At 57.5% G+C, this 13,932-nt stretch carries 11 protein-coding genes; 5 read left to right on the top strand and 6 right to left on the bottom strand.

Features of this window, described 5'->3' with window-relative positions:
- Positions 1 to 37 precede the first annotated feature (37 nt).
- From dinG to ABLU96_RS18740, 6 genes are all read right to left on the bottom strand, one after another.
- On the bottom strand, positions 38 to 2,182 hold the full coding sequence (gene dinG / locus ABLU96_RS18765; protein ID WP_025108101.1) for an ATP-dependent DNA helicase DinG: 2,145 nt from the start codon (positions 2,180 to 2,182) through the stop codon (positions 38 to 40).
- Between the two features lie 200 nt (positions 2,183 to 2,382).
- On the bottom strand, positions 2,383 to 3,732 hold the full coding sequence (gene rhlE / locus ABLU96_RS18760; protein WP_049079915.1) for an ATP-dependent RNA helicase RhlE: 1,350 nt from the start codon (positions 3,730 to 3,732) through the stop codon (positions 2,383 to 2,385).
- Between the two features lie 300 nt (positions 3,733 to 4,032).
- A complete protein-coding gene (locus ABLU96_RS18755; RefSeq protein ID WP_348862706.1) occupies positions 4,033 to 5,025 on the bottom strand; it encodes a transketolase family protein in 993 nt (330 codons plus the stop codon).
- Positions 5,025 to 5,870, bottom strand: a complete 846-nt coding sequence (locus tag ABLU96_RS18750; RefSeq protein ID WP_014228507.1) for a transketolase — start codon at positions 5,868 to 5,870, stop codon at positions 5,025 to 5,027. Before ABLU96_RS18750 ends, ABLU96_RS18755 begins: the two co-directional genes overlap by 1 nt.
- Positions 5,871 to 5,883: 13 nt before the next feature.
- Complete coding sequence (locus ABLU96_RS18745; protein WP_014228506.1) at positions 5,884 to 6,633, bottom strand: glucose 1-dehydrogenase; 750 nt, start codon at positions 6,631 to 6,633, stop codon at positions 5,884 to 5,886.
- 49 nt (positions 6,634 to 6,682) lie between these two features.
- On the bottom strand, positions 6,683 to 8,014 hold the full coding sequence (locus tag ABLU96_RS18740; RefSeq protein ID WP_032748828.1) for an MFS transporter: 1,332 nt from the start codon (positions 8,012 to 8,014) through the stop codon (positions 6,683 to 6,685).
- A 342-nt stretch (positions 8,015 to 8,356) separates the two neighbouring features.
- Here ABLU96_RS18740 and ABLU96_RS18735 point away from each other — a divergent pair, with 342 nt between their 5' ends.
- From ABLU96_RS18735 to ABLU96_RS18715, 5 genes are all read left to right on the top strand, one after another.
- Positions 8,357 to 9,280 carry a LysR substrate-binding domain-containing protein gene (locus tag ABLU96_RS18735; protein ID WP_014837871.1) on the top strand — a complete coding sequence of 308 codons (924 nt, stop codon included), beginning with the start codon at positions 8,357 to 8,359 and terminating at the stop codon, positions 9,278 to 9,280.
- A 71-nt stretch (positions 9,281 to 9,351) separates the two neighbouring features.
- Positions 9,352 to 10,029: a transcriptional regulator CecR gene (cecR, locus tag ABLU96_RS18730; RefSeq protein ID WP_064404719.1), complete on the top strand. Its 678-nt coding sequence runs from the start codon at positions 9,352 to 9,354 to the stop codon at positions 10,027 to 10,029.
- Complete coding sequence (hlyD, locus tag ABLU96_RS18725) at positions 10,026 to 11,018, top strand: secretion protein HlyD (RefSeq protein WP_025108107.1); 993 nt, start codon at positions 10,026 to 10,028, stop codon at positions 11,016 to 11,018. Before cecR ends, hlyD begins: the two co-directional genes overlap by 4 nt.
- Positions 11,015 to 12,754 (top strand): ATP-binding cassette domain-containing protein, encoded by a 1,740-nt coding sequence (locus tag ABLU96_RS18720; protein WP_025108108.1) that lies wholly within the window; start codon positions 11,015 to 11,017, stop codon positions 12,752 to 12,754. Before hlyD ends, ABLU96_RS18720 begins: the two co-directional genes overlap by 4 nt.
- Entirely contained in the window at positions 12,744 to 13,877 is a 1,134-nt protein-coding gene (locus ABLU96_RS18715) for an ABC transporter permease (protein ID WP_014228500.1), read from the top strand. Before ABLU96_RS18720 ends, ABLU96_RS18715 begins: the two co-directional genes overlap by 11 nt.
- Positions 13,878 to 13,932 lie beyond the last annotated feature (55 nt).

Here is a 13,932-nt window from a genome sequence, read left to right as displayed (position 1 = left end):
GCTCCTCTGAGCTTCTCACCGCGTCGACATTGCACCGCTAACGCCGTTTGCGACGCGTCTGTTTTGTTTTAGTTTTTACTATAACCTCAGGGACGGCTGGCTGCTCTATCGGAAATATGGGTAATGCATTCAATAAACGCTTACCGTAGTTTTTGGTCAACAGGCGTTTATCATAAATTACCACCTCTCCCCAGCAGCTATGGCTACGGATCAGGCGGCCAACCTGTTGAATCAGGTTGAATGACGCGCTGGGCAGGCTCTGAACTTCGAACGGATAGCGGTTGAGGCTTTTGAGCCATTCGCCTTCGGTGATCACCACCGGGCTGTCAATCGGCGGGAAAGCGATCTTGTGGATATGCACCTGGCTTAACAGTTCGCCTTTTAAATCCAGGCCTTCCGCGAAGGATTGCAGCCCAACCAGTACGCTGCGCTCGCCGCCTTCAACGCGTTTACGATGCAGCTCGACCAGCCGGTAGCGAGGCTTATCCCCCTGAACCAGTAGCAGCAGGCGCAGATCGGTAACGTGTTCGAGAAACCGCTGCATCGCTCTTCCGCTGGCGAAGAGTACCAGCATGCCGAGATGCTTTTTGCTCTCAACCTGTTCCCGGAAATAGGCGGCCATCTCGGCAATATGCTGCTCTTCGTTATCGATAAGCGGTTCGTAATGCATCTGCGGAATGACGATTTTACCCTGTTCGACGTGATTAAAGGGCGAATCCAGCGCCACAAAGCGGTCTCCCGCTTTCTCTTTCAGCCCGCTCATCTCCTGCAGACGCGAAAAGCTATTAAGCGAGCGTAGCGTCGCAGAGGTAACGACGATATGCGGGACGCTGCGCCACAGCAGCCTCTCCAGCTGATCGCTGACGCGGATCCCCACGCAGTGGAACCAGATATGCATCTGGCCATCCCGCAGGTCGCGGGTGACCCATTTGGTCACCGGCGCGCCGGAGGACTGCGCCAGCGATGCCAGCCGCCACAGTTTACTTTGGCTTTCAAACATCCCCAGCGCGCGGTTCATCTGCAGCAGAACCCGGTGCAAACGCACCACGTCGTGACTGCCGGTTTTTTCGCCCAGATCGTTAAGGAACAGCTCCGCCAGACCGCGCAGCGTTTCGGTGAGCTTCGCCAGCCGCTGGCAAATCTCCATCACTTCCTGCGGCAGCTCCCCCATCGGGAAGCGGTGCTCCGCCTCCTGCCCGGCCGGCATGTACAGATTGAGGATATTATTCAGGGAGGAGATGAGCTCGTAGAGCTCCTCGCAATGCCCATTCAGACGCTCGGGATTCGCCAGCGGCGGCGTGGTTTTAGGGCGAAACTGCTCCATGCAGGTCGCGACCAGCTTCGTAAAAAGATCCAGCTGCAGGCGGTACCAGGGGGCGGTGATTTCCGCGCTCATTTCCAGCGCATCGCGGGCCACCTCCGGAAGATGGTGGCCTTCATCCAGCACCAGCAGCAGATGCTTCGGTTCCGGCAGCACCGCTTCGCTTTCCATCGCCGCCATCACCAGCGCATGGTTCGCCACCACCACTTCCGCTTCCTGGATTTCCCGGCGGGCGACAAAAAACGGACATTCGCGATAATAGTGGCAGTTGCGGTTCAGGCAGCTGGCTTTATCAGTGCTCAGGCGGCTCCATAATGAATCATCCACATTTTTATCGGTATGATCGCGCAGGCCGTCCCATTTGTAGCTATCAAGGTCCGCTTTCAGCGTCGCGCACAGCTTCTGTTCCGCCTGGTTGTTAGGCGTGAGTTCGTCATCAAGAAAGGCCAGTAAATCCTGCTGCGTTGGCTCGGTGCTGGCAAGCGCGGCCAGGTTACGCGGGCAGACGTAGCGCCCGCGGCCAAAGGCGGCGGTAAATCGCAGGTCGGGAATGATTTTGCGCAGCAGCGGCAGGTCTTTACTGTAGATTTGGTCCTGCAGAGCAACGTTGGCGGTACTGACCACCAGCGTTTTTTGTTCTTCACGGGCAATGGCGATGCCGGGAATCAGGTATGACAAGGTTTTGCCGACGCCGGTCGGGGCTTCTATCGCCAGATGTCGCCCCTCTTCCCCGGCGAGCGTCTTCGCCACATCGGCAATCATCTGCCGCTGCGGAGGACGGGGAATAAAGTCAGGGATTTGTTCCTGAAGCGCCTTATACCAGGCGGCGATTTGCGCTTTCAGCGCTGCGGTCAAAGCCATGAGAAAACCTGAATACTGTATAAACAGCCACTATTGTGCCATTTTTTAGCCGTCGGAAGGAACGTCTTTCTGAGCAAACTGGAATCACGCTCGAGGTTATGCTGAGCGAAGCGCGTCCGGGTAAGGAGTCTTACCCGGACAACCCATCAGTGGCTTAGCCGCGCGATTGCGACACTCGCCACAGGAGTGACGGGATAGCGTTACTCCGCCGCGGCGGGTTTGCGCGGGCGACGACGGCGAGGAGGCTTACCGTCTTGAGTTCGCGCTTTCGGCGCTTCGCCATCGGTACGACGCGGAGCGGACTGCTGACCGCGACCTTGCCCCTGGCCACCGCGGCCCTGACTCTGGCCACCGCGACCGCCGCCGCGCTGCTGCTGACGACCGTTCTGAATCGGCTCGGCTTTAATCGATGGATCCGGCTCGTAGCCCGCCAGGGCAATACGCGGGATCTCTTTTTTCAGCAAGCGTTCGATATCATGCAGCAGTTTATGTTCATCAACGCAAACCAGCGACAGCGCTTCACCCGTTGCCGCGGCGCGCCCGGTACGACCGATACGGTGCACATAGTCTTCCGGTACGTTTGGCAGCTCGTAGTTCACCACGTGCGGCAGCTCTTCAATATCCAGACCGCGCGCGGCGATATCGGTGGCCACCAGTACGCGAATGCCGCCGGATTTAAAGTCAGCCAATGCGCGGGTACGCGCGCCCTGGCTCTTGTTGCCGTGAATAGCGGCGCTGCGGATGCCGTCTTTATTGAGCTGTTCCGCCAGATGGTTTGCGCCGTGCTTGGTGCGGGTAAAGACCAGCACCTGCTGCCAGTTACCTTCACCGATCATCTGCGACAGCAGCTCGCGTTTGCGCTTTTTATCGACAAAATGCACCAGTTGGCTCACCTGCTCAGAGGCGGTGTTGCGGCGGGCGACTTCGATCTCCAGCGGGTTATGCAGCAGCTTTTCCGCCAGCGATTTAATGTCATCGGAGAAGGTTGCGGAGAACAGCAGGTTCTGACGTCTGGCCGGCAGCTTCGCCAGCACCCGGCGAATATCGTGAATAAAGCCCATATCCAGCATACGATCGGCTTCGTCCAGCACCAGCACTTCGACTTTGTCGAGGCTCACGGCGTTCTGATGTTCAAGATCCAGCAGACGACCCGGCGTTGCCACCAGGATATCGACGCCGCTGCGCAGCTTCATCATCTGCGGATTAATGCTCACGCCGCCGAACACCACCAGCGAGCGAACGTTGAGGTATTTGCTGTAATCCCGGACGTTCTCGCCAATTTGCGCCGCCAGCTCGCGCGTTGGGGTCAGGATCAGCGCACGCACCGGGCGACGCCCTTTAGCATGCGGCTCCTGTTGGATCAGATGCTGAAGCAGCGGCAGCGTAAATCCCGCCGTTTTGCCGGTACCGGTCTGAGCGCTGGCCATCAGATCGCGCCCCTGTAATACTGCCGGGATAGCCTGCTGCTGAATTGGGGTTGGCTCAACGTAGCCCTGCTCAGCGACGGCGCGCAGGATTTCAGGATTCAGGCCAAGGGAATCAAAAGACATAACAACTCCGAACCGCCCCGGCCCGTCACAGGCGTAGTTTTCAGGGAGATTATTGCGAAAGAGATGGCAAAAACCACAATGCCATGAAGCTGCGCAGTCTAGCAGATTTTGTGACGAACCGCATAAAATCTGCCGAAAAGAATCCTCCGGCTAACAAACCACTGCTCCCCGTCCTGTCGATGAGAAGCGGCGATGGCGCTTCGCGCCAGGCGTCCCCGAAATAGCCCGTTTAATGCCTCGACGGGGAAACCGCGAACAAAAGCAGAGAAACGCCGCCACAGAACGCGGCGGCGAAAGCGATTAACGCAGGCGATACTTAATTTTTTCGACCATCTTCGCGGTGGAGATGCCGTAGCGGTCGTGCAGCGTAGGAAGCGCGCCGGCCAGCAGGAATTCGTCAGGCAAACCGACGGTATCCAGCTCGCAGCGTACGCCTTTACGCATCAGCAGCGCGGCAACCGCCTCCCCCAGCCCGCCGACCGACGTGTGGTTTTCCGCGGTCACCACCAGACGGCCGGCCTTCGAAGCCTGCGCAACGATCGTTTTTTCATCAAGCGGTTTGATGGTGGGGACATGCAGCACCGCCGCGCTGATATTATCGGCCCGCAGTTTTTCAACCGCCTCGAGGGCGCGCATGGTCATCAGCCCGGAAGAGATAATCAGTACATCGTTACCGTCCTCCAGCAGCTTCGCCTTGCCCAGCTCAAACTGATAATCATATTTATCGAGCACCAGCGGCACCTTACCGCGCAATAGACGCATATACACCGGACCGTCGTGGTCGGCAATCGCCGGTACCGCCTGCTCTATCTCCAGCGCATCGCAGGGATCGACGATGACCATGCCGGGAATGCCGCGCATAATCGCCAGATCTTCCGTTGCCTGATGGCTCGGCCCGTAGCCAGTGGTCAGGCCCGGCAGCGCCGCGCAGATCTTCACGTTCAGATGCTCTTCGGCAATCACCTGATGGATAAAATCATAGGCGCGACGGGTGGCAAAAGCGGCATAGGTGGTGGCGAAGGGAATAAATCCCTCCTTCGCCATTCCCCCGGCGGCCCCCATCAGCAGCTGCTCCGCCATTCCCATCTGGAAGAAGCGATCCGGAAAGGCCTGGGCGAAAATATGTAGATCGGTATACTTTGACAGGTCCGCGGTCATACCGACGATTTCCGGACGCTGGGCCGCCAGCTTCGAGAGCGCGACGCCAAACGGCGCGGAAACGGTCGCCTGCCCTTCATCAGCAATGGAGGCGATCATCGCCGACGTTTTTAAGCGTGGTTTACTCTGGCTCATTACAGCACTCCTTCCGGTTTGTTGGCGTCCAGCACCGCAATCGCTTTTTGCCATTCGTCGGCATCGACGCGGATAAAATGGTTCTTATCGCGGGTTTCAAGGAACGGCACCCCTTTGCCCATCAGCGTGTCGCATAAAATGACCCGCGGCTGGTTGCCCGCATGATTTTTCGCGTTATCAAAGGCGGCCACCACCGCCGCCAGATCGTTACCGTCCACGCGCTGCACGTACCAGCCGAAGGCGGCCCATTTTTCATGCAGCGGCTCAAAGCCGAGAATTTTGCGCGAATCGCCGTCCGCCTGCTGTTTGTTCACGTCAACGAGGTTAATCAGGTTAGTCAGGCCGTAGTGGGCGGCCGACATCGCCGCTTCCCAGGTTGAACCTTCGTCCAGCTCCCCATCCGACATAGAGTTAAAAACCCAGGATGCGCTGCCCTTCTTCTTCAGACCGAGCGCCATCCCGACGGCGATGGAGAGCCCCTGCCCCAGCGAGCCGCCGGACATCTCCATTCCAGGCGTATAGGTCGCCATGCCCGACATCGGCAGGCGGCTGTCGTCGGAACCGTAGGTCTCCAGCTCCTCTTCCGGGATAATTCCCGCTTCCAGCAGCGCCGCATAATAGGCGATGGCGTAATGACCGTGAGAGAGCAGAAAACGGTCACGCCCTTCCCACTGCGGATCTTCCGGACGGTAGCGCATCGCGTGGCTGAAGGCGGTGGCCAGCACATCCGCATAGCCTAATGCCTGGCCGATATAGCCCTGCCCCTGGACTTCGCCCATTTGCAGGGCATAGCGACGAATACGCCACGCCGCCGCGGCAACTTGTTGTGTTTCTGTCATCTTCATCTGCTTGCCTCGCTTAGTGGATTAACATGCCGCCGTTCACGTCCAGGGTGATACCGGTCGAGTAGGAAGAGAGATCGCTGCCGAGGAACAGGGCGGCGCGCGCGATATCCACCGCATCGCCCAGACGGTTCATCGGGATCCCGGCGAGGATATTGGCCGTCATGTCGTCGGTCAGCTTGCCGGCGGTAATATCGGTCTGAATCAGCCCCGGCGTGATGCAGTTTACGCGGACGTTATCCGGGCCAAGCTCGCGCGCCATCGCCCGCGCCAGGCCGAGCACACCGGCTTTTGCCGCGCTGTAGTGCGGGCCGCCGAAGATACCGCCGCCGCGCTGGGCGGAAACCGATGAGATACAGACAATGCTGCCCGATTTTTGCGCCCGCATCGCCGGAATAACCGCCTGCGACATCAGCAGCGTGCCGCGCAGGCTGACGTCCAGCACAGCGTCATAGTTGGCGCGCTTAATTTCCATCAGCTTCAGCGGCTGGGTAATGCCGGCGTTATTCACCAGCACATCGACCCGGCCATATTTCGCCAGAATCTGTTCGATTGCGGCCTGCACCTGAACTTCATCGGCGACGTTCGCTGCCAGACCAAGATGGCCTTCGCCCAGGGCCGCCGCTGCGGCTTTGCTGGCTTCGCCATTGAGGTCGATAATGACCACGCTGGCGCCGTTCTCGGCAAATAATTTGGCGGTGGCAAAACCCAAACCGCGTGCGGAGGCCGCGCCAGTAATAATGGCGACTTTATCTTTTAATAACATATTTTCACTCCATGACATGACGTCATATTAATTAACAGAAATATTGCCGTTATTGTGGCTCATCGAGGAAAAGAATCACCACCAGACCTATTGCGGCGCAGATACCAAAATAGGTGAATACAGAATTAAAGCTGCCGGTCTGATCAAGTAAAAAACCGGCGGCCATCGGGGCGACAAAGCCGCCAAGGTTGCCGCCGCTATTAATAATAGAAGAGGCAATCGGATAGGTTTTACTGTCCGAAACGGCCATTCCGTAGGCGGTAAAAGCCGGCCAGCCAATATTCAAACAAAAACCGACAAAGAATAATCCAATACATACCGCCAAGGTGCTTGCTGGAATGTTCAGCATAATGAGCATCATGACCACGGTTGAAATCGCGGTGAACATCATGGTGGGTTTACGCCGGCGGCCTAACACTTTATCCGAGATCCAGCCTCCACCAATCGCGCCAATAAAGCCGCCGATGCACGGCATACTCGCCACGAAGCCCATACTCATCACGTCAAAACCGCGCTCTTTCACTAAATACAGCGGGATCCACGTTAATAACCCGTACAACACGCTGACCATCATAAAATAGGCCAGACAGTCGCCAAGAATATTTTTCGAGGTAAATAATCCTTTCGCCGTATCGATAGGCGCCATCTTTTTCACCCGAATAATTTTATCCAGCCAGGTGAAGCGATCGGCAATTAATATATTTTCGCGGACGGCGTTTTTATCGGTTTCACGCCCGGCATTAATCTCTTCCAGTTCGCGTTGCGAAACAAATCCGCTTTCCGCGGGCGTTGACTTAACCAACAGGTACCACGCGACCGCCGCCACAATCCCCGGTATCGCAAAGGAGAAAAAGACCCACCGCCAGCCCCAGGTAACCGCGATCCACACCGCCAACGGCGGTACGATTATCGGCGCAAACATGGTGGCGGCGATGTAGACGCCCGTTGCCGTGGCTTTCTCTTTCGGCGGGAACCAGTTATTAATGGTTGAAGCCAGCCCCACCGGGCACGGCCCTTCGCTAAGCCCCAGCCCCAGTCGCACCATCTTCAGGCCAAACACCGAGCTCACGGTGCCCATCAGCCAGGTAAAAGCGGAAAAGCCGAAAATAGACAGCGAGACCAGTCCCCGGGTGCCGCGTCTGGCAATAAAAAAACCGGCCGGGATCTGGCTTACCGCATAGCCGAGGAAAAACATGCTGGCGATGGCCCCGGCCTCAAAGTTGTTGATATGAAACTCGTCAATAATGAACGGCAGTACCGCGCCGATATTCGTTCTGTCGGCGTAATTTATGGCATACACCAGGAAAATCATCGTCAAAACCACGAAACGATATTTTGTTTTTCTGGCGTCAGTACAGACAACAGTATCTATACGTGACATAGGGTATCCTCTTTATTTTTTTATGTTTTTTGTCGCGACCCTTACCGCATCGCGCCCTGTTATCAGGCCTGTAGTTGCAATATAACAATCCCAAAAAGAAAGGGTATTCAAAAAAGCTCAATTGCGCGTGAGAAAAATTTGCTTCGTGACTGCACTCAAATTCCTGTCAATTATTTTTTTCGAGAGTTGTGCATTTAAAAACTGTTAACTTCATCACGGATTGCGCCATCACTTATTTTCCGGCTGTGCTATGCTGACCATCATTTTCTGGGATAACGGCTGGACGTCCTTCTTTCTGAGTAAAAAAACCGCCTTGCGTTATTCCCCCCGCCGGAGGAAATCATGAACCAGCCGCTGCAGAATAAAAGCTTGCCGATGCCATCCTTACGTAATATTCAGGCCTTTATTGAAGTGGCTGATACCGGCAGCCTGAACCTGGCGGCAGAGAATCTTAATATTACGGCCTCCGCGGTAAGTCATCAGATAGCCAGCCTGGAACAGTATCTGGGGAAAAAGATATTTTCCCGTAGCAGTAAAGGGATGGTATTAACCACAATTGGCGAAAAATACCTTAAAGAGGTTTCCGGGGCGTTAAATATTATTGGTCAGGCCACTAACCAGGTGATTAATGATATCCACCAGGATTATTTACGGATTCATTCCGCACCGAGCTTTGGATTATTGTGGCTGATGCCCCGTCTGAATAAATTTCGCCAGGCCTGGCCGGAGCTTAAAATTAGCCTGACCTGCTCTTATGAAAGCATCCAGTTCTCCCGCGATAATATTGATATCGATATTCGCCACGGGCTCTCACAGTGGCCAACCCTGGTGGTCAAGACCATAAAAAATGAACGCGTGCTCCCCTTTAGCTCATCGACTTATTTAGCCGGCCGCGACGTTCAGTCCATTGAAGACCTGCTGGCCTGCGACCTTATTCATTCCGATAGCACGCTGATCGGCTGGAGCAACTGGCTGTCGTGGCATAAGGTTCGCGGCTGGAATAAAAACTTTATTTTTAATTTTGACCGCTCCTATATGAGTATTGAGGCTGCCCGGATGGGAATGGGGATTATTCTTGAGAGTAATTTGCTGGCCGGGCAGAGCGTGAGCCAACGCCACCTGGAACCCGTCTTTACCCGCGACGTCAGCATGCCGGTTAACGCGCATCACTTCGTTCTACCGCACCCGAATGAACAAAAAGAGAAAGTGAAGATCTTCTTTGCCTGGGTTGCCGAAGAGCTGAGTCGCGAAGGATTTCATATCTAGCAGCAAACGGTGGACAAACCGCCAACCTGCGCCTAGAGTTAATCAATCGATTGATTAACTTTTCTCGCGCGATGACAACCACTCCCACGACCAGTAAGGGCGAGCAGGCGAAAAGCCAGCTTATCGCCGCCGCAATCGCCCAGTTTGGCGAATACGGCCTGCACGCCACAACCCGCGATATTGCCGCCCAGGCCGGGCAGAATATCGCCGCCATTACCTACTATTTTGGTTCCAAGGACGATCTCTATCTCGCCTGCGCCCAGTGGATTGCCGATTTTATCGAGCACAATTTCCGCCCCCACGCGCAGGCGGCGGAAGCGCTGTTCGCTGAGCCTGTTCCGGATAAAGCCGCCATGCGCACCCTGATACTGGGCGCCTGCCAGAATATGATTTTGCTGCTGACCCAGGACGACACCGTCAATTTGAGCAAATTTATCTCCCGCGAGCAGCTGTCGCCAACGCCGGCCTACCGGCTCATCCACGATCAGGTGATTGCTCCGCTACACTGCTACCTGACCCGCTTAATCGCCGCCTATACCGGCCTTAATCCTGACAGCACGGAAATGGTCCTCCACACCCACGCGCTGCTGGGCGAAGTTCTCGCTTTTCGCCTTGGTAGGGAAACGGTGCTGCGCCGCGCGGGCTGGGCTGAGTTCGATCGGGACAAAACCGCGCAAATTATTGAGGTTATCACCTGCCATATTGATTTCGTTCTGGAAGGATTATCGCAAAGGAGTCTGGAGTCATGAAAAAACCGCTCATCGTCGTTGTGCTGCTTCTCCTGCTGGCCGCTGTCATTGGCGGAGGCTGGTGGTGGTACCAGAGCAGCCAGCAGAAAGCGCTCACGCTGTATGGCAACGTGGATATTCGTACCGTCAACCTCAGCTTCCGCGTGGGCGGGCGGCTGGCGTCGCTCAGCGTCGACGAGGGCGATGCGATTAAAGCCGGGCAGACCCTGGGCGAGCTGGACCGAGCGCCCTACGAGAATGCCCTGCAGCAGGCTCAGGCCAACGTTTCCACCGCCCAGGCGCAGTACGATCTGATGATGGCGGGGTATCGCTCGGAAGAGATCGCTCAGGCCGCCGCCGCGGTCAACCAGGCGCAGGCCGCTTACGACTATGCGCAGAATTTTTACCAGCGCCAGCTGGGGCTGCGCAAAAGCAGCGCCATCTCCGCTAACGACCTGGAAAACGCCCGCTCATCGCGCGATCAGGCCCAGGCGACGCTGAAGTCCGCGCAGGATAAGCTGCGCCAGTACCGCGCCGGTAATCGTCCGCAGGAAATCGCCCAGGCCAAAGCCAGCCTTGAACAGGCGCAGGCCGCGCTGGCGCAGGCGAAGCTGGATCTGCACGATACCACGCTGACCTCGCCGTCCGACGGGACGCTGATGACCCGCGCCGTCGAGCCGGGCAGCATGCTCAGCGCTGGCGGCACGGTGATGACGTTATCGTTAACCCATCCGGTGTGGGTACGCGCCTATATCGATGAAAAAAACCTCGGTCAGGCCCAGCCGGGTCGCGAAGTGCTGCTTTACACCGATAGTCGCCCGGATAAACCCTACCGCGGCAAAATTGGCTTCGTCTCCCCTACCGCTGAATTCACGCCGAAAACCGTGGAAACGCCGGACCTGCGCACCGATCTGGTTTATCGCCTGCGTATTGTGGTCACTGATGCCGACGACGCGCTGCGCCAGGGGATGCCGGTCACCGTCACCTTCAGTCACGGAAACGGCCAATGAGCGAGGACGTGATTACGCTGAGCGGCCTGACCCGGCGCTTTGCCGGCATGGATCGCCCGGCCGTCGCGCCGCTGGACTGCACCATTCACTCCGGCTATGTGACCGGTCTGGTGGGCCCGGATGGCGCCGGAAAAACCACCCTGATGCGCATGCTCGCTGGGCTGCTGAAGCCCGACGCAGGCAGCGCAAAAGTGATCGGCTTCGACCCGATTGCCGACGATAGCGCCCTGCATGCGGTGCTCGGCTATATGCCGCAGAAATTCGGCCTGTATGAAGATCTGACGGTGATGGAAAACCTGACGCTCTACGCCGATCTGCGCAGCGTGACCGGCGAGGCGCGGGAAAAAACCTTCGCCAGGCTGCTGGAGTTTACCTCCCTCGGCCCCTTTACCGGCCGGCTGGCGGGCAAGCTTTCCGGCGGCATGAAGCAGAAACTTGGCCTGGCCTGCACCCTCGTCGGCGAACCGAAAGTCCTGCTACTGGACGAACCCGGCGTCGGCGTCGACCCTATCTCCCGCCGCGAACTGTGGCAGATGGTGCACGAACTGGCGGGCGACGGAATGCTGATCCTCTGGAGCACCTCTTATCTTGATGAGGCCGAGCAGTGCCGGGACGTTCTGTTGATGAACGAGGGCCAGCTGCTCTACCAGGGGGCGCCAAAAGAGCTGACGCAGACCATGGCCGGACGCAGCTTTTTGGTTTCCAGCGCCCGGGAGAATAACCGCCGCCTCCTCCAGCGTACGCTGAAGCTACCGCAGGTCAGCGATGGCGTGATTCAGGGTAAATCGGTACGCCTGATCCTTAAAAAAGAGGCCAGCATCAGCGATGTACAGAAGGCTGGCGATATGCCGCCGCTGGAGGTCGCCGAAACCGCGCCGCGCTTCGAGGATGCCTTTATCGACCTGCTGGGCGGCGCCGGTACTGCCGAATCGCCGCTGGGCAACATTATCCACACCGTGGAAGGCTCCCATGAGGACACGGTGATTGAGGCGCAGACCCTGACCAAGAAATTCGGCGATTTTGCCGCCACCGACCACGTTGATTTTCAGGTCAAACGCGGGGAGATTTTCGGCCTCCTCGGGCCTAACGGCGCGGGAAAGTCCACGACGTTTAAGATGATGTGCGGCCTGCTGGTCCCCACCTCCGGGAAAGCGCTGGTGCTGGGCATGGACCTGAAAGTCAGCTCCGGCAAGGCGCGTCAGCATCTGGGCTATATGGCGCAGAAGTTCTCGCTCTACGGCAACCTTTCCGTTGAGCAGAACCTGCGCTTCTTCTCCGGCGTCTACGGCCTGCGCGGACGGGCGCAGAACGACAAAATCGCCAGCATGAGCGAGGCGTTTGGCCTGAAAAGCATCGCCCGGCAGGCCGCCGACGATCTGCCGCTCGGCTATAAACAGCGCCTGGCGCTGGCCTGCTCGCTGATGCACGAACCGGATATCCTGTTTCTTGATGAACCCACTTCCGGGGTCGATCCCCTCACCCGCCGCGAATTCTGGCTGCATATCAACAGTATGGTGGATAAAGGCGTGACGGTGATGGTCACCACCCACTTTATGGATGAAGCGGAGTATTGCGATCGTATCGGCCTGGTCTATCGCGGCAAACTGATCGCCAGCGGCACGCCGGACGATCTGAAGGCGCTGGCGGCGGATGATGAACAGCCTGACCCGACGATGGAGCAGGCGTTTATCACCCTCATTCACGACTGGGATAAGGAGAACGCCGGTGAGCGGTAAACTGCTATCGTGGCGGCGCGTACGCGCCCTGTGCGTGAAAGAGACGCGGCAGATTGTCCGCGACCCCAGCAGCTGGCTGATTGCGGTGGTCATCCCCCTGCTGCTGCTGTTTATCTTTGGCTACGGGATTAACCTCGACTCCAGCAAGCTGCGGGTGGGCGTGCTGCTGGAGCAGCAGAGCGAAGAGGCGCTAGATTTTGTCCATACCATGACCGGCTCCCCTTATATCGACGCCACCATCAGCGATAACCGCCAGGAACTGGTGCAGATGATGCAGGCGGGACGCATTCGCGCCCTGGTAACCCTGCCGGTGGACTTCGACCAGAAGATGGCCCGCCCCGGCGACGATGCGCCGATCCAGCTCATCACCGACGGCAGCGAACCGAATACCGCTAACTTCGCTCAGGGCTACGTCGAAGGCATCTGGCAAATCTGGCAGCAGCAGCGGGCGGAAGATCGCGGCGAAACCTTCGAGCCGCTAATCGACGTGCAGACGCGCTACTGGTTTAACCCGGCCGCGATCAGCCAGCATTTTATTATCCCCGGCGCGATTACCATCATTATGACGGTAGTCGGCGCGATCCTGACCTCGCTGGTGGTGGCCCGCGAGTGGGAGCGCGGCACCATGGAGGCGTTGCTGTCGACCGAGATTACGCGCGCCGAGCTGCTGCTGTGCAAGCTGATCCCCTACTATTTCCTCGGCATGCTGGCGATGCTGCTGTGTATGCTGGTGGCGGTGTTTATTCTCGGCGTGCCCTTTCGCGGTTCGCTGGTGATTCTGTTTTTTATCACCAGCCTGTTTTTGCTGAGCACCTTGGGAATGGGGCTGCTGATTTCCACCATTACCCGCAACCAGTTTAACGCCGCGCAGGTGGCGCTGAATGCCGCATTCCTGCCTTCAATTATGCTGTCCGGGTTTATTTTTCAGATAGACAGCATGCCGGCGATAATCCGCGCGGTGACCTACGTGATCCCGGCGCGCTATTTTGTCAGCACCCTGCAAAGCCTGTTTCTGGCGGGCAACATCCCGGTGGTGCTGCTGGTGAACGTGATGTTTTTAATCGCCTCGGCGGTGATGTTTATCGGCCTGACGTGGCTGAAAACCAAACGGCGTCTGGATTAATTTGCCTGCGTGCTCCCCGGGTTACAAGGGCTGGCAAACGGGTAGCCCGGATAAG

The sequence above is a fragment of the Klebsiella sp. CN_Kp106 genome, from assembly GCF_040064575.1.
Classification (GTDB): Bacteria; Pseudomonadota; Gammaproteobacteria; order Enterobacterales; family Enterobacteriaceae; genus Klebsiella; species Klebsiella michiganensis.
The sequence above is the reverse complement of the archived record's forward strand: the minus strand, read 5'-3'. Positions and strand labels throughout refer to the sequence as shown.